General features: G+C 71.5%; 13 protein-coding genes. 6 read left to right on the top strand and 7 right to left on the bottom strand.

What is annotated here, in order from left to right; all coding sequences use genetic code 11:
- Window positions 1–82 precede the first annotated feature (82 nt).
- On the bottom strand, window positions 83–1,459 hold the full coding sequence (locus H293_RS0107630) for a glycoside hydrolase family 43 protein (protein ID WP_020117289.1): 1,377 nt from the start codon (window positions 1,457–1,459) through the stop codon (window positions 83–85).
- 169 nt (window positions 1,460–1,628) lie between these two features.
- A complete protein-coding gene (locus H293_RS0107635; RefSeq protein WP_020117290.1) occupies window positions 1,629–2,969 on the bottom strand; it encodes a jacalin-like lectin in 1,341 nt (446 codons plus the stop codon).
- 282 nt (window positions 2,970–3,251) lie between these two features.
- Between H293_RS0107635 and H293_RS0107640 the strand changes: the two genes are divergently transcribed.
- Complete coding sequence (locus tag H293_RS0107640) at window positions 3,252–4,154, top strand: peptidoglycan-binding domain-containing protein (protein ID WP_020117291.1); 903 nt, start codon at window positions 3,252–3,254, stop codon at window positions 4,152–4,154.
- A gap of 10 nt (window positions 4,155–4,164) precedes the next feature.
- On the opposite strand, the gene H293_RS0107645 is transcribed toward H293_RS0107640, so the two are convergent.
- Window positions 4,165–5,550, bottom strand: a complete 1,386-nt coding sequence (locus H293_RS0107645; RefSeq protein ID WP_020117292.1) for an alpha/beta hydrolase — start codon at window positions 5,548–5,550, stop codon at window positions 4,165–4,167.
- A 155-nt stretch (window positions 5,551–5,705) separates the two neighbouring features.
- Here H293_RS0107645 and H293_RS0107650 point away from each other — a divergent pair, with 155 nt between their 5' ends.
- On the top strand, window positions 5,706–6,680 hold the full coding sequence (locus tag H293_RS0107650) for an ABC transporter substrate-binding protein (RefSeq protein ID WP_020117293.1): 975 nt from the start codon (window positions 5,706–5,708) through the stop codon (window positions 6,678–6,680).
- Window positions 6,681–6,796: 116 nt separating this feature from the next.
- Window positions 6,797–7,024 carry a hypothetical protein gene (locus H293_RS61585; RefSeq protein ID WP_020117294.1) on the top strand — a complete coding sequence of 76 codons (228 nt, stop codon included), beginning with the start codon at window positions 6,797–6,799 and terminating at the stop codon, window positions 7,022–7,024.
- Here the strand turns inward: H293_RS61585 and H293_RS0107660 are convergent.
- The 4 genes from H293_RS0107660 to H293_RS59960 all read right to left on the bottom strand — a co-directional run bounded on the left by H293_RS0107660 (window position 7,021) and on the right by H293_RS59960 (window position 15,801).
- Complete coding sequence (locus H293_RS0107660; protein ID WP_020117295.1) at window positions 7,021–8,172, bottom strand: FAD-dependent oxidoreductase; 1,152 nt, start codon at window positions 8,170–8,172, stop codon at window positions 7,021–7,023. The two genes, H293_RS61585 and H293_RS0107660, sit on opposite strands and share 4 nt — an antisense overlap.
- A gap of 145 nt (window positions 8,173–8,317) precedes the next feature.
- The gene (locus tag H293_RS0107665) at window positions 8,318–9,682 is read right to left on the bottom strand and encodes an FAD-dependent oxidoreductase (protein WP_020117296.1); all 1,365 of its coding nucleotides are present in this window, start codon (window positions 9,680–9,682) and stop codon (window positions 8,318–8,320) included.
- A 133-nt stretch (window positions 9,683–9,815) separates the two neighbouring features.
- Window positions 9,816–12,605: a SpoIIE family protein phosphatase gene (locus tag H293_RS0107670; protein ID WP_259294439.1), complete on the bottom strand. Its 2,790-nt coding sequence runs from the start codon at window positions 12,603–12,605 to the stop codon at window positions 9,816–9,818.
- 85 nt (window positions 12,606–12,690) lie between these two features.
- Entirely contained in the window at window positions 12,691–15,801 is a 3,111-nt protein-coding gene (locus H293_RS59960) for a SpoIIE family protein phosphatase (protein ID WP_020117298.1), read from the bottom strand.
- 187 nt (window positions 15,802–15,988) lie between these two features.
- Here H293_RS59960 and H293_RS0107680 point away from each other — a divergent pair, with 187 nt between their 5' ends.
- From H293_RS0107680 to H293_RS0107690, 3 genes are read left to right on the top strand one after another with little or no spacing between them, the layout of a single operon-like run.
- Window positions 15,989–16,630: a helix-turn-helix transcriptional regulator gene (locus H293_RS0107680; protein WP_020117299.1), complete on the top strand. Its 642-nt coding sequence runs from the start codon at window positions 15,989–15,991 to the stop codon at window positions 16,628–16,630.
- A 10-nt stretch (window positions 16,631–16,640) separates the two neighbouring features.
- Entirely contained in the window at window positions 16,641–17,615 is a 975-nt protein-coding gene (locus tag H293_RS0107685; protein ID WP_020117300.1) for an ornithine cyclodeaminase family protein, read from the top strand.
- A gap of 53 nt (window positions 17,616–17,668) precedes the next feature.
- On the top strand, window positions 17,669–18,814 hold the full coding sequence (locus tag H293_RS0107690; RefSeq protein WP_020117301.1) for a DSD1 family PLP-dependent enzyme: 1,146 nt from the start codon (window positions 17,669–17,671) through the stop codon (window positions 18,812–18,814).
- Window positions 18,815–18,828 lie beyond the last annotated feature (14 nt).

Here is an 18,828-nt window from a genome sequence, read left to right on the forward strand (position 1 = left end):
GAAAAGCCCCCCTGTGAAGGTCTGGTGAAGACGACCTGGAGCGTATACAAACGCGCAGTCACAGGGGGGCTTTTCGGGTGAATCAGTAACCTACCCGGAATGTGGCGTCCTGCTTCTCGGTGGTCGTGGAGACCGGGTCGATGCGCAGGACGTAGTCGGAGTGCCGGATATAGCGGGTGGGGTTGTTGTACGAGCGGAACGAGGCCCAGCTCGCGTCCGCGAGGCCCGCCGTGCGGTAGAAGGTCGCGTCACCGGCGAAGGTCGAGGTGCCGTCGTTGATGTCGAGCCGGAGCTGGTAGTTGTAGTGCCGCAGATAGCGGTCCGGGTAGTTGACCGACCGGAAGGACACGCCGGAGCTGTCGGCGAGGCCCGGCACGAGGGTCCACAGGGAGTCCTTGTACGGCTCGACGGGGTACTCGTCGATGCGGCCCACGTAGTCGGAGTGGCGGACGTAACGGGCCGGGTAGTTGTAGGACTTGAGCCGGTTCCAGGCCGGCGCGCCCCACTTCGCGAGCAGGTTGTCGTACTCGGCCGTGGTGATCGTGGCGATGCCGCAGTGCTTGGAGTTGACCGGCTGGGTGTAGGTCTTCTGGTCCAGGGCGGTCCAGGTGCCGGAGGCGGGGCTGCTCGACTGCCAGGCGTAGAAGACGCCGTTGGGGGTGTAGGTGTCCCCCCACAGCCACCAGGCGCCGGAGGTGAGGGACTTGACCACGGTGGGGGCCTCGGTGCCGCCGTGGGCCACGCCCGCGCTGTATTCGGTGAAGCTGCCCGGATTCAGGGTGGTGGATCGGGCGCTCACCAGGGTCTGGTTCTTCTTGAAGAAGAGGTAGTTGTAGCCGTTCACGCCCACGGCCATGTCGCCGTCGATCACGTCGTAGCCGGGGTCGAAGAAGACCTGCGGGGCCGAGGCGGTGACGAAGTCGCCGGTGTAGTTGACCATGATCACGTTGTGGCCGCTGGAGTTCACCGCGGAGTAGATGACCGCGTACTGGCCCCGGCCCGCGTCCCAGAACGCCTCGGGTGCCCAGCTGTGGGTCGTCATGTCGTGCAGCTTCAGGCGCCGGTAGCCGGTGAAGGTGCGCAGGTCGGCGGAGTCCCAGACGTGGATGTACTGGCTGTTGTAGTTCCAGTCGGTCCCCTTGAGGTCGGTGGCGAGGACGACGAAGGTGCCGTCCTGCTTGCGCATCAGGAACGGGTCGCGCAGGCCGAGGGCGCCGGCGGTGGGGGTGACCAGGGGGTTGTTCTGGTTGAGCGGGGTCCAGTTGAGTCCGTCGGGGCTCACGGCCAGGTGGAGGCCGTAGTCGGTGCCGTCGCCGAGCTTGGTCGACTCGGTGAAGTAGACCATCGCGTACGCCGAGTCGGCGGCCTGCGCGGTGCCCGCGCCGAGGGCCAGGGCGAGCGGCACGGCGGCCGTCATGCCCAGGAGGCCGCGGCGGGACAGGTGGGGGTTTGCGCTCATTGTGCTCTCCAAGGTGGCGTGCGGGGGCACCTCAATGGCCGGTATTTCGAACGTGGTTCGGTAAATCGATCAGAAAGTAGGGCCTGGCCATGAGCGCGTCAATCGTCCTGTCACTCTTTTGTGATTCCTGTGCACCCGGGGCGCGGGGGAGCGCCCCGGGTCAGGTGGGTCAGCGCTGGGTGTAGATGAAGCCGATCTTGTCGACCGCGTCTCCCGAGCGCCCGTGGAATCCGGCGATCTGCCAGCCGGAGGGGGCGGTGCGGGTCACGCAGTCGGCGGTGGTGGTGCCGCCGGCCAGGGTGCGGCCGAGGCTGGTGGTGAACTTGGCGTAGAAGATCCGCGTGTGGCCGTTGTACTCGGCCTGGCAGAGCTGGGCCGTGGTCACGTACTCCCCGCTGCCCAGGGTCAGGGACGACGCGGTGCCGCCGGTCCCGCCGTGGGCGAGCGTGGTGCCGTTCGCCAGGGTGAGGTTCATCTGGTCGACGCGGGAACCGCTGCGCAGCCCGATGGTGGTGGCACGGGCGCCGGCGGGGACGTTGGTGATGTCGTTGTAGTAGTCGCCGTGCGGGCCGCCGTACTGGTCGCTGAGCTGGTAGGCGGAGTTGCGCGACCAGGTGAATCCGACGGTGATCGGGTCGTGGTCGGAGAGCATCAGGTTGTCGCTGGTGAGGAACTTGGCGTGCTCGTTGTTGTACGAGGTGGCGTTGAGGGAAACCAGCTTGCTGCCGCGGTAGAGGACCTTGTCGACGACCTCGCAGGTGTTGGGCACGGTGGTGCCGGTCTGGTCGCAGACCAGGGCGTCGCTGCCCTTGGCGGGCGGGGTGCCGCCGCGGATCAGCTGGACCCAGGGGTCGGTCAGGCCGTTGGCGGCGGCGAACTCGGCGATGGTGTCGCCGGAGCGGGTGTAGCGGGTGTTGGTGTCGCCCATGACCACGACGGCGTTGCCGGCCGAGTGGGTCTTGATGAACGCGGTGAGCTGGTTGAGGTTGTCCGCGCGTGAGGCGAGGTCCCCGTCGTTGGTGCCCGCGTTGGTGTGCAGGTTGTAGAAGTCGACGTAGACGCCCTCGGCGAGGCGTTCGCGTATGAAGGTGAAGCCCTTGGGGGTGAGGCAGTCGCCCGAGTCCACCTGGCAGGAGTTCCAGCGCACCCGCTCGAAGTCGTCGGCGTCGTAGGGGATTTTGGACAGCGTGTTCAGGCCGCTGCCGATGCCGGCGCCGCCGCTGGTGGGGGTGCGGTAGGCGTGGTTCGTGTCGGCCGCGTAGAGGAAGGCGTGGTAGTTGAAGTCCTCCTCGACGTGGACGATGTCGTACGGCGCGATCCGCTGGCCGATCGCCGTGGTGCTCGACTCGCGGGGCGTCGGTGCGCTGGAGATGGCCTCGGGCAGGCCGGCCACGTTGTAGCTGAGGACGTTGAAGGTGCCCGAGTCGGCGGCCGTGGCGGACGGGGCGGCCGCGGTGAGTCCGCCGAGCACGGCGGTGGTCGCCGCCAGGGCGGCGAGGAGTCTGCGCATGGGGAGTGTCTCCTGGGGAGGCGCGGTTGGAGGGGCGGGGCGGGACAGAAGTTACCGCTGGTTACCCCTCGTTGTCGCGGTCTTGTGCGCCGCCGGATCGTCAAGTGCCCTTCGCCTGAAGGGTCGTTGGGGCCCCGCAACCGCCACCGTTCAACTCAATGTCACACACGGTGGCTGAATCTCAGCCCTGTGGGTGCCGCGGTTTCCGAGGGATACAAGTTGTGGAATTTCCGCGCGGCATATCTGTCTACGATATGAAGATCGTAGGGAGAGGGAACGCGCGTGAGTGAACCACCAGTCCTCGTCTGCCCGGAGTGCGGGGCGCCCAGGGCGGCGGACGGCACCCCCTCCTGCGCCTGCGCGCACCGCGCCTCCGAGGCCCACCGCGAGTCCCGTACGGCCGAGGCGGCCGCGGCGGAGGACTTCGACCCGGTGCGCATCCGGCCCTTCGTGGAGGTCGGCGAGGAACCGGCCGACTCGGCCGAAGAACCAGAACTGCCTGCTCTTGCAAGGGACTTGGCCGCTGACACCTCGGTCGGGGTAGACGCGGGACTGGAGCCCATCGGGCAGCCGGCCGTGGCGTCCCCGGCCGACATCGCCCCGGATCGTCGGCGGCGGACGGTGCTCCTCGCCGGGACGGGAGCGGCCGTCGCCGTCCTCGTCACGGGCGGATTCCTCGGCGGACTCTTCACCTACGACGGACCTTCACGGGACGGTTCCGCGGCCGGCGGCGTACGCGCGGGCGTGCCGGAGGCCCCGCCGTCGTCGAGCGGCCCGTCCGTCACCGCTTCTTCTCCTACGACGTCCTCGACACAGTCGTCCGCACCGCCCTCCTCCTCACCGAGCGCGCGGCCCAGTGACAGCGCGTCACCTACGGGCACCACCACTCCGGTCGGGGCCCCGTCCAGCGCCGCCGCCACCGTCACGGTGGCCCCCGGCCCGACCGTGTCGAACGGTCAGCCTCCCGTGCTCAGCCTCGGGGACCACGGGCCCGAGGTCGCCGAACTCCAGCTCCGGCTACGGCAGGTCGGCCTCTACGCCGGAGAGGCCGACGGCGACTTCGACCAGCAGGTCCAGAGTGCCGTGCGCACCTACCAGTTCACCCGCTTCGTCCTGCGGGACGACTCCGGCGTCTACGGCAGGGCGACGCGCGCGTCGCTGGAGTCCGAGACCTCGGAGCCGTGACGGTCGCGGGCTACATCCGGTGCCCGTCGGCCGGGTGTGCCCGGTCGTAGGGGCGGGGGTAGGCGGTCGGCGAGTAGGGGAGATAGCGGGCCGGTGAGGCCGGGTCGGCTGCGGTGGCACGGGAGTTGAGCGCGGCTGGGTCACTGCCGAGCCAGTGGCCGCTCCTGATCCGGTCCTCCAGTGTGTGCAGGGCGGCGATCTGCTCGCCGGGGCTGAAGGTGCAGTGGCCCGCGTTGTCGACATAGCGCTGCCGCAGCAGCGGAGCCGAGCCCGCGGCGGTGGCGGCCCGGCGGTACGCGCTCTCGGACTGCACCGGGATCAGGGCGTCGCCGGTGGTGTGGATGTTCAGCTGGGGCTTGGTGAGGCGCCCGGTGAAGGAGCTCGTACGGCTCATCCAGTCGACGGCGTTCGTGTCGGCGCGGGCGCGCGGAGCCCTGTCGAGGGCGTGGAGATCGGACTTCAGGGAGAGGCCGGCCTCGGCGTACAGCTCCTTGACCTCCTTGAGGTAGGGGGAGTTGCGGAGCATGGCGTGGTAGTCGACCCCGGTGTTCCACGACATGGTGCCGCCCGCCCGGGACTCGGCCTCCTGGCGCCAGACGAACGCGGGGAACTTCACCAGCCCGACGACGGCCTGGTACTGGTTCGACTGCTGGGCGTCCCGGTCGGTGGGCGCGGGCCGGGGCTGGGAAGGGTCGTTCCAGCCGGCGATGTTGTGCAGGGCCGCGGCGAGCGCGATCCTGGCCCGTCCGTCGGCGGTCTGCTGGGCCTCGGTGAGGACGGCCGTCATGGCGTCGGAGGCCTGGGCCGCGGCGGCCGGGCTCGGCAGCCCGGTCAGCCGGATCTCGGATCCGGGCGCGAGGAGCGTCTTCAGCGCGAACACCGGGTCCAGCGTGCTGTTCCAGTTGGCGACACCGCCCTGGACCAGCCCGCACATCGACAGCGAACCGGCGAGGCGGGACGCGTGGCGTTCCGCGAGGGCGGTCGTGACGAGCCCGCCATAGGACGTGCCCCAGGCGATGGTGCGGCCGGCGCGGCCGAAGCGGGCGGTGAAGGTGTCGAGGGTGGCGAGCTGGTCCGGCACGGCCTCGGTGACGGCCCAGCCGGTGGTGGCGTACGAGGACCCGATGAGCGCGTAACCCTCCTTCAGGAGAAGGGACTTCGTCGTGTCGTCGGGTGCGTTGCGGGCGGGGTTGGGGACGCCGGGCGGTGTGTAGCCGTGGCTGTAGAGGAGGACCGTGCCGTTCCAGCCGGCCGGTACGTCCATGAGGTAGGTCGCGCCGGACGGCAGCCGGCCCTCGACATGGACGTCCTCGGCAGCGTGGGCGGCCGGTGCGAGGGGGGCGGCGAACAGCAGGGCCGCGACGGTGACGAGCGTACGGGTGCGGATGCGGTGCATCACGAGACGTGGGCTCCTTGGGGGCAGTCCGTTTTTCCTGCGGTCGGGGGGACTGACACCGGCGAAAGTAGGCGTGTACATTGCGGGCGTCAATGATGTGCACAACATCAGTGGACGGGTCGTGAGGCGTTCTGTCGCCTCGTCAGGAGGGCCCCATGCGAAGGCGCTTGCTCGGACTTGCCGTTGCGGTGGTGACCCTCGCGGGCGCCGCAGGATGTGGGTCGTCGGACTCCGGGGGCGGCACGTCGTCCGCGAGCGGAGGAAAGAAGACGCAGGTCACGGTCGGTGTCATCCCCATCGTCGACGTGGCGCCGCTCTATCTGGGGCAGAAGAAGGGCTTCTTCGCCCGTCGGGGGATCGAGCTGAAGATGGTGACCGCGCAGGGCGGTGCGGCCATCATTCCCGGAGTGGTGAGCGGTCAGTTCCAGTTCGGCTTCAGCAACACCACGTCCCTGATGCTCGCGCAGACCAAGGGCGTTCCCGTGAAGTCCGTGGTCAACGGGGCGGCTTCCAACGGGAAGGTGGGGGCCGACGTCACCGGTGTCCTGGTGAAGAAGGACAGCCCGGTGAAGTCGGCGAAGGACCTGGCCGGACGCTCGGTCGCGGTGAACACCCTCCAGAACATCGGGGACACCACGGTCCGCGAGTCGGTGCGCGAGGACGGCGGCGATCCGGCGAAGGTGAAGTTCGTCGAGATCCCCTTCGACCAGATGCCGGCCGCGCTGGACGGCGGTCGCGTGGCCGCCGCGTGGATGGGCGAGCCGGCCCAGACGGTCGCCAAGGCGCAGGGCGCCCGGGTCATCGCCTCGCCGTTCGCCGAGACCGATCCGAAGCTCACCGTCGCGACCTGGTTCACCTCGACGAAGATCGCGCAGCAGAACCCGGAGCTGGTGAAGAAGTTCACCGAGGCCATGACGGAGTCGCTGGAGTACGCCACCGGCCATCCGGACGAGGCCCGCCAGATCCTCACCGTCTACACCAAGATCAGCGGCGATGTGCTGACCAAGCTCATCCTCCCGAGCTGGCCGCCCCAGGTCGACGTGGCCTCGCTGGAGAAACTCGCCGCCCTCGGCGAGAAGGACGGCATCTTCGGCGGCAAGAAGCCGGACATCCAGGCGCTGTTCTCCTGAGGGGGCCGGGCTCAGGGGCCGGGGTCAGGCCTTGGGGCGCCGTCCGCTGGGCCCGCCGGGCGGGCTCGGAGCCGCCCAGGAGTTCGCGGCGGCGCACCTTCGCCGCGCTCCTCCCCTTGGAGCACGAACTGCCGCAGCCCCTGCGCGAGGCCGCGGCACTTGGTGCCACGCTCTCCGAGGTCTCGCGGACCCTGGAGTCGCGCGGGCTACTGAGCCGCGCCCGGCACCCCACCGGCGGACGGCTCGTCCCGCTCAAGCTCCTTTTCTCGGACCGGGTGATGGATCGCCGGCCGGGTGCGGGCGGCTCCTTCGTCCGGCGAAGGTCGTTCGGGCTCAAATCCTAGAGAGGGTGCCGTTCGGCCCAGAGGTCCGTGTCCCAGGCCAGGAGGCGGGCGAGGTCCTCGTCGGAGGGGCGGGCGGTGGGCGAGGGGGTGTGGATGCCCCGGGAGATGTTGCCGCTGACGGTGATGTTGTGTTCCACGCGGGGGCGGCGGATCGTCTCGTAGAGGGCGAGCGCGCTGTCCGTGTCCGGTGCGTCCCGCAGGGACTTGGCGAGGACCACCGCGTCCTCCAGGGCCATCGAGGCGCCCTGGCCGGTCGCGGGGGAGGCCGCGTGGGCGGCGTCACCGATGAGCAGGGTCCGTCCGGAGCGCCACGGGGTGCCGGTGGGGAGCTCGGTGGCGTTGGTGACCAGGAGCTCGTCGCCGGTGGCCGCGACGAGGTCCGCCGCCGGTGTGGCGTCCTTGCGCAGCAGCGGCAGCAGCAGATCGCGCCAGCCGGCGGCCGTGCCCTGCGCCAACTCCTCGGCGGGCAGCGGATCGCCGGTCACCCGGGCGAACCAGTACGCCTCCCCGTCGGGCGACACCGCGTAGCCGAACGCGGCCCCGCTGCCGCGGACCATGGTGATGCACGCGTCCGTGCCGGGAGGAGACGCGGTGCGCGTGTAGCCGTAGAAGACGTACTGGCCGGCGTAGCACGGCTGCGTCCCGGGGGAGACCGACCGTCGTACGGCGGAGTTGAGGCCGTCGGCGCCGATCAGCAGGTCGCCGGTCGCGGTGGTGCCGTCGGTGAAGTGCGCGGTGACCCCATCGGGGCCGTCCTCGACGGAGGCGAGCCGTGCGCCGTGCCGGACGGGGACGCCCCGGCGCCGGGCCTCGGCCTGGAGTGCGGTGTTGAGGTCGCCGCGGCGCAGGCACCGGTACCGCAGCGGCGGGTCGGAGACCTCGCCCATGGGTGCGTGCCCCTGCTCGGTGCCCGTGTCGTCCAGGACCCGCAGCGAGGTCAGCGGGAAACCGATCGCGGTGACCGCCGCGGAGGCGTCCAACTGGGCCAGGGCGCGCATGCCGTTGCTCGCCAGGGTGAGGAACGCGCCGATGTCCTCGGCCGAGTCGGGATGGGCCTCGTGCACGACGGTCTCGAAGCCCGCCTTGTGCAGCGCCAGAGCCGTCGCCGTACCGGCGATCCCGCCGCCGATGACCAGTACGCGTGCCACACCCAACCCCGTTCGTCCCGCGTCGGCCCGCACGGTCGTACGGACACGAAGGCAACGACGGGCCGGCGGCGAGGGTTCCGTGCACAGCGCGACGCCGGCCGCACCGCCCCCGCGGGGCTTCGGCACGACCGGCGTCAGGTGCGGATCAGGCGCCGCTCTCGCGCAGCATGTCCTCGCGCTCGACGAGCTTCACCCGCTCGCGGCCCTGCGGCTCGCCCAGCGCCTTCTCGGCGGCGTCCAGCTTGTACCAGCCCTCCCAGGTGGTGAAGCGGACGTTCCGCTCGGCGAGGAACGCGTCCACGGCCTCCGGCTCGGGCGAACCCGGCGTCTGGAGGCGGTCGTTCGCGAAGTCGTCCAGGAGGTTCGACACCGTCTCGTTGGCGTCGCCCTTGGTGTGGCCGATCAGGCCCACCGGGCCGCGCCGGATCCAGCCGGTGACGTACGTCGACTGCAGGTGCTCGCCGCTCTCCTGCATGACGCGGCCGCCCTGGTCGGGGACCGTGCCCGAGTCGATGTCCCAGGGCAGCTTGGGCAGCTTGTCGGAGAGGTAGCCGACCGCGCGGTAGACCGCGGTGACGTCCCAGTCCTTGAACTCGCCGGTGCCCTTGACGTTGCCGGTGCCGTCCAGGGCGGTGCGCTCGGTGCGCAGGCCGACGACCTTGCCGTCCTCGCCGAGGATCTCGGTGGGCGACTCGAAGAAGTGCAGGAACAGCTTGTGCGGGCGGTCGCCGACATCGCGGATCGCCCAGTTCTCCAGGGTCTTGGCGACCATGTCGGCCTGCTTGTTGCCGCGCCGGGTCTCGATCGAGCCCTCGTCGTAGTCGATGTCCTCGGGGTCGACGATGACCTCGATGTTGGGGGAGTGGTCGAGCTCGCGCAGCTCCATCGGGGAGAACTTCGCCTGCGCCGGGCCGCGGCGGCCGAAGACGTGGACCTCCAGCGCCTTGTTGGCCTTGAGGCCCTCGTGGACGTTCGGCGGGATCTCCGTCGGCAGGAGTTCGTCGGCCGTCTTGGCCAGGATGCGGGCCACGTCCAGGGCGACGTTGCCGACGCCGAGGACGGCGACCTTCTCTGCCTCCAGGGGCCAGGTGCGCGGTACGTCCGGGTGGCCGTCGTACCAGGAGACGAAGTCGGCGGCGCCGTAGGAGCCGTCGAGCTCGATGCCCGGTATGCGCAGCTCGCGGTCGGCCGTCGCGCCCGTGGAGAAGATCACGGCGTCGTAGAACGCGCGCAGGTCGTCCAGGCTGATGTCGGTCGGGTAGTCGACGTTGCCGAACAGGCGGATCTGCGGCTTGTCGAGCACCTGGTGCAGGGCCGTGATGATGCCCTTGATCCGGGGGTGGTCCGGAGCCACGCCGTAACGGATCAGTCCGAACGGGGCCGGCATCCGCTCGAAGAGGTCGATGGACACACCGGGGTCGGCGGCCACACCGGACTTGAGCAGCGCGTCGGCGGCGTAGATCCCGGCGGGGCCGGCTCCGACGATGGCTACCCGCAGGGGGCGGGGCATGATCAGGTTCCCTTCGAGCGGTGGCAGATCAACTCGGGGGAAGCCTAAGCTAAGGCAAGCCTTAGTCGGTACGCGGGTCCAATCTATGGGCTCATAAGATCACCTTATGAGTGGTGAAAGCCCCCGATTCGCGTCACGGCAGCGCCTGTTCGGCCCAGATGACCTTGCCCGCCGGGGTGTACCGGGTACCCCAGCGGTCGCTGAGCTGGGCGACGAGGAACAGTCCGCGGCCGCCCTCGTCGGTCATGGCCGCGTACCGCAGATGCGGTGAGGTGCTGCTGGTGTCGAACACCTCGCAGATCAGGGTGCGGTCGAACAGCATCCGGACGTGGATGGAGTCGCCGCCGTACCGGATCGCGTTGGTCACGAGCTCGCTCAGGATCAGCTCCGTGGTGAACGCGAGCTCGTCCAGTCCCCAGCGGGCGAGCTGCCGGGACACCGACGCCCGTACGTTCGAGACGGCGGCCGGGTCGGCGGGGACCTGCCACTCGGCGATCCGGTCGGCCGCGAGCGCCCGGGTGCGGGCCACGATCAGGGCGATGTCGTCGCTGGCCCGGGACGGCGGCCGCGCGTCCAGTACGGCCCGGCAGGTGTCCTCGGGCGAGGGTCCCGCCTGCTCCAGGGCGGTGCGCAGCAGCTCAAGACCCACGTCGATGTCACGCTCCCGGTCCTCCACCAGGCCGTCCGTGTAGAGCACCAGGCGGCTGCCCTCGGCGAGTTCCAGGTCGGCCGTCTCGAACGGCAGGCCGCCGAGGCCGAGCGGGGGCCCTGCGGGCACGTCGGCGTACTCGACGCTCCCGTTGGGGTGGATGAGGGCGGGCGGCGGATGGCCGGCGCGGGCGACGGTGCACAGCCGGGACACCGGGTCGTAGACGGCGTACAGGCAGGTCGCCCCCGTGACGGGGGAGTTGCCGCTCTCCTCCGCCTCGTCCTGGTCGATCCGGGCGACCAGCTCGTCGAGCAGGCCGAGCAGTTCGTCGGGCGGCAGGTCGAGCGCGGAGAAGTTGTGCACCGCCGTGCGCAGCCTGCCCATCGTGGCCGCCGCGTGCAGCCCGTGGCCCACGACGTCGCCGACCACGAGCGCGACCCGCGCACCGGACAGCGGCAGGACGTCGAACCAGTCGCCGCCCACCCCGGCCTGCGCGGGCAGGTACTTGTAGGCGATGTCCAGGGCGTTCTGCTCGGGCAGCCGACGCGGCAGCAGACTGCGCTGGAGCGTCACCGCCATGGTGTGCTCGCGGGTGTAGCGGCGGGCGTTGTCGATGGAGACCGCGGCCCGGGTGACGAGCTCCTCGGCGAGTGCCACCTCTTCGGTGTCGAAGGGCTGGGGCTTGTCCGAGCGCCAGAAGCTGACCGTGCCCAGGACGACATTGCCGGCCCGCAGGGGGACCGCGATCAGAGAGTGGATGCCGTACTCGATGACGTGGGCGGAGCGCTCCCAGTCCTGCGCGCGCCACCCGGTGGCCTCGGCGAGGCGCGACTCGAGGACGGCCCGGCCGCTGCTGATGCCGCGGGCCTGGGGAGCGGATTCGACCAGGGGGATGCGCTCGCCGACCTTGTACAGCGGGGCGTCCTCACGGATGCCGCTGAGCGCGACGCGGCGCAGGGTGGTCGCCGCCTCCGGCTCGCCTCCGCTGAGCACCGCGTCGAAGAGGTCGACGGTGGTGAAGTCCGCGAACCGCGGCACGGTGAGCTCGGCCAGCTCCTCGGCGGTGCGGGTCACGTCCAGACTGGTGCCGATGCCCACCGTGGCGTCGTACAGCATGTCGAGGCGCTCGCGGGCCACCTCGGCGCGCCCGGACAGGGCCCGCAGCTCGGTCGAGTCGCGCAGGGTGGCGACGCTGCCCGGCGGGCCGCCCTGGATGTCGGTGGGCCGCTGGTTGACCGCCAGGAGGCGGTCCTTCACCCGGTGCACCTCGTCGGTGGCGACCCGTCCGGAGGCCAGCAGCTCGGCGGTGTCGGCGGGGAGCCCGAGGTCGAGGACGTGCCGGCCCTCGGCGTCGGCGGGCAGGTCGAGCAGCCGGTGGGCCTCGTCGTTGGCGAGCAGCAGCCGGCCCTCGCCGTCGACGATCAGGACGCCCTCGCGTACCGCGTGCAGCACCGCGTCGTGGTGCTCGTACATGCGGGTCATCTCGTGCGGGCCCAGACCGTGCGTCTGGCGCAGCAGCCGTCGGCTGACCAGCGCCGTGCCCCCCGTGGCCAGGGCGAGTCCCACCGCGGCGGCCATCAGGAGCAACGGCACCTGCTGGTCGGCGGTGCCGCCCACCTTGGCGGTGGTGATGCCGGCCGACACCAGGCCCACGACCTTGCCGTCGTCCTTGATCGGGACGACGGCCTGCACGAGCGGTCCGATGGTGCCCGTGATGTCCTCGGTCACCACCCGTCCGGCCAGCGCGGGGGCGATGTTCCCGACGAACTTCTTGCCGATGCGGTCCGGCTTGGGGTGCGTGTACCGGATGCCGTTGGTGTCCATGACGACGATGAAGTCCACGTCGGTCGCCTTGCGGGCCGCCTCTGCGCGCGGTTGGAGCACCGCCGAGGGATCGGGACTGTTGAGGGCCTCCACGGTGCCGGGGGCGTTGGCGAAGGCCTGGGCGACGGCCACCGAACGGTTGCGGGCCTCGATGGTGCTGTCGTGCCGCACCTGGAGCACCAGGGCCACCACCGCGGCCACGACCAGCAGCAGGACGATCACGACCTGGAGGACGAACACCTGCCCGGCCACGCTGCGACCGCCGACCACCGCCCGCAGGGCTCCCGGCCGCCGTCGCGTCCGGGCCCCGTCGCGCTCCGCCCGCGTGGGCGAACTGCCCCTCAGCGGACCCTCGTGCCGGTCGTGAGCGCGGTCGGGTGTCTGCGGTGGGCGGGGACCGCCGGGGCGACGGGCCGATCCGCCCCCGAAGCGGCCCAGGAGTCGGACCATGTGCTCATGTCTACACTGCCGCGCCCCGGGAGGCGAGGGGCGTCACGCGGTGTGACAGAACATGAACAAACCCGCCAGACCCTGGTCACGGTGTGCCGGACGGTGCCGCGCGCCGGGTGGCGAGCAGCAGCGCGATGTCGTCGGGGCGGTCCAGGGCGTGCCGGGCGGTCGCGGTGAGCCGGTCCGCCACGCCCGCGAGGAACCGGCTGCCCGGCCGGGCGACCGGCGCGCCGGCCTTCGCGAGGGCCACCCGCAGTGCGGTGATCCCCTCGTCGATGTCGCTGCCGGGCCGCTCCACCAGCCCGTCCGTGTAGAGCGCCAGGATCGCGCCGGGTTCCATCCGCAGCTCGGTGACCGGATAGCGGGTCCGCGGGGCCACTCCGAGGACCACCCCGCCGGGCAGGTCCAGGACCCGGGTGCGGCCGTCCGCACTGCGCAGCAGAGGCGGCGGGTGCCCGGCGCGGGCAGCCCTGGCCACTCCGGTGGCGGGGTCGAGCCGGATGTAGCAGCAACTGGCGAACAGGCCGGGATCGAGGTCGATGAGCAGATGGTTGGTGCTGCTCATGACCTCGTCCGGCGGCCGGTCGCCGAGCGCGAACGCCCTGACCGCGCTGCGCAGCTGGCCCATGGTGGCAGCCGCCTGCACGCCGTGGCCCTGGACGTCCCCGATGACCAGGGCCAGCCCGTCGCCGGACTCGACGACGTCGTACCAGTCCCCGCCGACCTCCATCCCCGCGGTGCCCGGGAGATAGCGCCCGGCCGTCTCCAGCTGCGGGTGCGCCGACAGACGGCGCGGCAGGAGCGCCTGCTGGAGGCCGCGGGCGAGCACGGTCTCCGACTCGTAGCGCTGCGCCTTCTCCATGGCGTGGGCGATGAGTCCGGCCAGCGCGGTGAGCACCGTGCGCTCCTCGGTGCTGAAGCTGCGCGGCCGGTCGAAGCCGAGGATGCAGGAGCCGACCGGCCGGCCCGAGGCGATCAGTGGCAGGAAGGCCCGGGCGCCCTCGGTGGCGTCCAGGGCGATGCCCGGGTAGGCGGCCGTCAGCTCTTCCATCGAGTCGAAGAAGAGCGGACGGCCGGTGGTGAGGGTCTCCACGCCGGGCAGGTGCGTGCTCATGTCCACGCCGTCGAAGGGCGCGAGGAAGCCCTTGGGGAAGCCGGCCTCCCACTCCAGGTACAGATGTCGCTCCTGAAGCAGGTAGATCGCGAGCCGGCGGCCGCCGAACGCGGGCAGCAGCTCCCGCATCACGACGGCGGACACCTGCCGGGCGGTGGCGGCCTCGGTCAGGGCGATGGCCAGCGCGATCGGCCGGTACAGCGGCGCCAGCGGGCTCGCGCCCTCGGCCGTCTCCTGCGCCGCGGGGCTGCCCGCCACCCGGCTCGCGGGCCGGACCGTGCAGGTCAGCCGGTCGGGACCGGGATACACGGACAGGGCGAGCCAGTCGCCTTCGTACGGCTGCGGGGCGGGCTCGTTGTCCTGTGCGGGTGGGGGTGGCTGGGCATCAGTAGCGGGCGGAGGTGGCTCGGCGTCCCGGGCGGTGGGTGGTGGCTCGGTGTCTTGTGCGGGTGGTGGCTCTGTGTGGTGGGCGGCCGGCGGTGTCCCGGCCTCCGGCGCGGTCCGCGGTGGCCGGGTGTTGGAGGGCGGTGGTGGGGCGTTGTGGGCGGACCGTGGTGACTCGGCGTGGCGAGCGGAGCCCTGTGGCCCGGAATCTTTGGCGGATCGTGGTGGCACGTGGTCCTGGTCGGAGCGCTGAGGCGCGTCGTCGTGGCCGGATCCCGATGGCATGTCCTCCCGACCGGACCGCGGTGGCGAGTCGTCTTGGCCGGACCATGGTGGCGCGTCGTTCTGGTCGGACCATGGTGGCGAGTCGTCTTGGTCGGACCATGGCGGTACGTCGTTCTGGTCGGATCGTGGTGGCGCGTCTTCCCGACCGCCCCGTGGTGGCGCGCCCTCGCGATCGGACCGTGCCGGCACGTCGCCCTGGTCGGACCTCGGCGGCGCGCCCTCGCGGTCGGACCACGGGGATCCCATGCCCTGAGCGGGCCACATTGCCCCGTTGTCCTGAGCAGCCGGCCGCGGCTCGGGCTCCCGGGTGGGTGGTCGTACGAGATGGAAGTGGACCGGGTCGGGTGTGAGGAGGGCCGCCCGCAGGTGGTCCTCGAAGTCGGGGCGGGCCAGCCAGGGCACGGCCTCCCACAGGTCGCGGCCGACGAGCTCGGCGCGGGGGCGGCCCAGGAGCTCGGCGGCGCGCGGATTCGCGTAGACGACCAGGCCAAGACGGTCGACGCAGAACACGCCGTCGGGCAGCAGGTCGGCCGCCGAGTCCGCCGTGGGGGCGGGGCCCGGGGCCACGACGACGCCCCGGACCGCGGGTGCGGCGGGCGGTTCGTAGGCGTTCCACAGGTCCAGCAGGCGCAGCGCGCCCTCCTTGTCCCGCAGGTAGAGGGGCAGCGCGGGAGGGCGGCCGGCGGCGGTGTCCCGCAGGGTGGCCAGGATGCGGTGCGTGTCGCTGGGGGCGACGGCCTCGGCGAACGCTTCGACGGTGCCGGCGAACTCGCTGGGCGGCAGACCCAGGAGGGTGTGCAGGTCCTCGTCCAGGGTGATGCCGGCCGACGCGGGGTCCCAGGCGAAGCGCCCGGCGCGTCCCACGGACGCGGAGGCGGTCGGCGGCCGCAGACAGACCGGCTCGCCCCCCCAGGCGACCTGGTCCGGCTTCCCGTCCTCAAGGTCCCGCAGCGCCTCGCCCAGCTCCTGGGCGAGGCGCACCATACGGTCCCGGCCGGCCAGCACCTCGGCGGCGTCGGTGACGGCCGGGCGCAGCACGGTCAGCACACCGAAGGTCGTGGAACCGCCGATGACGGGCACGTAGAGCGAGCCGAACTGGAACGGCAGCCCGGCGGCGAACTGCGGGTAGCGCCGCATGGTCTCGGTGGCGTTCGGCAGGACCACCTGGACCCCGAGCCGGTAGGCGTCCGCGACGGGGAAAGGACGGTCGACGTGCAGCCGCCACCACGGGCGGAACAGCGGTCCGGGCAGTCCCGACAGAACGGCGAGCCGCAGCAGTCCGGGCGTGCGGGAGCGCAGATAGACCCCTCCGGCGTGGCCGCCGGCCGCACTGACCGCCTCCGTCGAGGCGTCGATCAGCAGTGCCGTCAGCCGCCCGGCCGTCGGGTGTGGGTCCTCGACGCTCCCAGTCATCGGCCTACCTAGTCCGTGCACCGTCCCGCGGGCGACACAGCAAGAATGCGCCACAAGGACACCGGCCCGCACCCGGGCGGCTCATATGTACACCTCGCTCACCGCGCTGGACAACCGTCGGGCAGACTCTTAGGGTTAATTTCCAGATCTAGATATTGAGTCTATTCAGCTTGCGGGCGGAGTGCCGGTGGTCAAAGAGGTCGTGGACGGTGCGGACGAGCACCTCATCGGTGAGGCCGAGAAGATCGCTGTCGCGCTCGGCCGTATGTTTCCGGGCCTGTGCGAGGTGGTCCTGCACGACCTGCGGGATCCGCGGCACGCGATCCGGGCCATCGAGAACAACCTCTCCGGCCGCCGGGTCGGGGACTCCGCGACCGAGCTGGGACTGGCCCGCATCGCCGATCCGGAGTACCCGAGCGTTCTCCAGAACTATCCGAATCGGTTCCCCGACGGCCGCCCGGCCAAGAGCACGTCCATCGGGATCAAGAACGAGGCCGGTGAGTACATCGCGGCCCTGTGTCTCAATCTCGACGTGTCGGTGCTGTCACCCGTGACGCTCGCCCTGTCGAACCTCGTGGCCACGGACACCGAGCACCGCGAACAGCCCCTGGAGACCCTGCGGGACCGCACCACGCGCGAACTGCGCAGGACGGTGGAGGAGTTGGCCGCGGAGCGCGCCGCCACACCCCGGTCGCTGAGCAGACAGGACAAGAAGGCGCTCGTACGGCGGCTGCACCGGGACGGGTACTTCGACTCACGGGACGCCGCGCAGACGATCGCGGATCTGCTGGGCGTGTCCCGGGCGACCGTCTACAACTACAGCAAATGAAGGACCGCTCATGACCTCCGCCGGACCGCACCCCGGCCCGCCACCGGCCGCCCGCCCCCTGCTGCACATCCCCGAGGAGCGGACCGCCGCGCTCGTCGACGAGGACCTGGCCCTGGAAGCGGCCCGCGCCGCCTTCGCCGCGACGGTGAACGGCCCGGTCTTTCCCTCGCTCGCCGTGCACGGATCCGACCCGCGCAACAGGTTCACCCTCAAGCCGTCCGCGTCCGACAGGCAGGCCGGCGTGAAGATCGGCACGTACTGGCCGGGAAACACCGAGCACGGGCTGCCCCGCCACCACTCCACCCTGCTGCTGCTCGACCAGACGACCGGCAGGCTTGGGGCCGTTCTGGAGGTCGGCACCGCGAACGCCTACCGGACCGCCGCCGCCGACGCCCTGGCCGTCGACCTGCTGGCCCGTCGGGACGCCACCACTCTCGCGGTCTTCGGTACCGGGCACCAGGCGGCCTACGAGGTGCGGGCCGTGAGCCGGATCCGGGCCGTCGGCGCGGTCCTGGTCGTGGGACGTACGGCCGAACGCGCTGAGCGGACCGCGGCGGCACTGGCCGCACAAGGCCATGACGCCCGCGCCGTTAGCGCCGAGGAAGCCTGCGCACGGGCCGACATGATCGTCACCGCCACCACCGCACGGGCCGACACCCCGCCGTTGTTCGAAGCCGCGTGGGTCCGCCCCGGTACGCATCTGTCCTGCATGGGCGCCGACGCACCCGGCAAGCGTGAACTCCCGCCCGAACTGTTCGCCCGCGCCCGCGTGTTCTGCGACCTGCCCGAGCAGGCCCGCCGTATGGGGGAGAGTCAGCACGCCCCCGCGGACACGGTCCTCACCCCGCTCGGAGACGTCCTCACCGGTCGGACGGAAGGCCGTACCGCCGACAGTGACATCACGGTCTTCGACAGCTCCGGGATCGGAGTGCAGGACCTGTATCTGGGCCTGGCCCTACTAGAGAAGATGGACATCTCCCTGTGAGCCGCGTGAGTCCCGGTCCTGCGAGCCCTGTTCAGACCGCTGCGGGCGCCGCCGTGCGGACCCTGGCCGATCCCGACACGCCGTTCGCCGTCGTCGACGTCCACAAGGTCGGACGCAACGTCGAGCGGCTGGCGGCCAGGGCCGAGCGGCTCGGTGTCACCCTGCGGCCGCATGTGAAGACGGCCAAGAGCCTCGATGTCGCCGCCCTCCTGCACGCAGGCGACCCGGCTTGCCCGGTCACGGTGTCCACCCTGGCCGAGGCGGAGGCGTTCGCCGACGGCGGTTACACCGACATCACCTACGCCGTGGGCATCGACCCCCACAAACTCCCGCGTGTCGTCGCCCTGTTGCGTCGCGGTGTCACCCTGCGCGTCCTGCTGGACAGCGCGGAGCAGGCGGAGTTCGTGGCCGAGGCCTCCCGCCGGGCCGGACTTCGCGTCCCCACCCAGATCGAGATCGACTGCGACGGTCACCGCGGCGGTCTCACGCCCGACGCTCCCGGCCTCCCGGAGATCGGCCGCATCCTGCACGAAGCGGGCTGCCTGGACGGGGTGTTGACCCACGCCGGCGAGTCCTACTTCGCCCGCACAGCCGACGAGCAGCGCCTGGCCGCGGAGAACGAACGCGACAGTGCCGTCGCCGCGGCCGAGCGACTGCGCGCGGCGGGCCTGACCGTGTCCACCGTCAGCATCGGTTCGACCCCCACCGCCCACGCCGCCGAGGACCTCACCGGCGTCACCGAACTGCGCGCGGGCAACTACGTGTTCTTCGACCTGGTAATGGCCGGCCTCGGAGTCTGCCGCGTCGAGGACCTCGCCCTGTCGGTCGTCGTCACCGTCATCGGACACCGCCCCGAGTACGGCTGGATCCTCACCGACGGTGGCTGGATGGCCATGTCCCGCGACCGCGGCACCGCGGCCCAGGCGCAGGACCAGGGATACGGCCTGGTCGCCGACCTCGCCGGCAATCCGATCCCGGGCCTGGTCATGACCGCCGCCAGCCAGGAACACGGCACCCTCACCGCCCGCGACGGCACCCGCCTGCCCGAGCTGCCCCTCGGCACCCGCTTGCGCATCCTGCCCAACCACGCCTGCGCCACGGCGGCCCAGCACCACGGTTACCACGTCGTCGACGGCACGCGGACGACGGCCGGCGCGCCGGCCGTCCAGGCCTTCTGGAGCCGCGTCAGCGGGTGGTGATCCGGTTGCCACGT

Source organism: Streptomyces canus 299MFChir4.1 (assembly GCF_000383615.1).
Lineage (GTDB): Bacteria > Actinomycetota > Actinomycetes > Streptomycetales > Streptomycetaceae > Streptomyces > Streptomyces canus_C.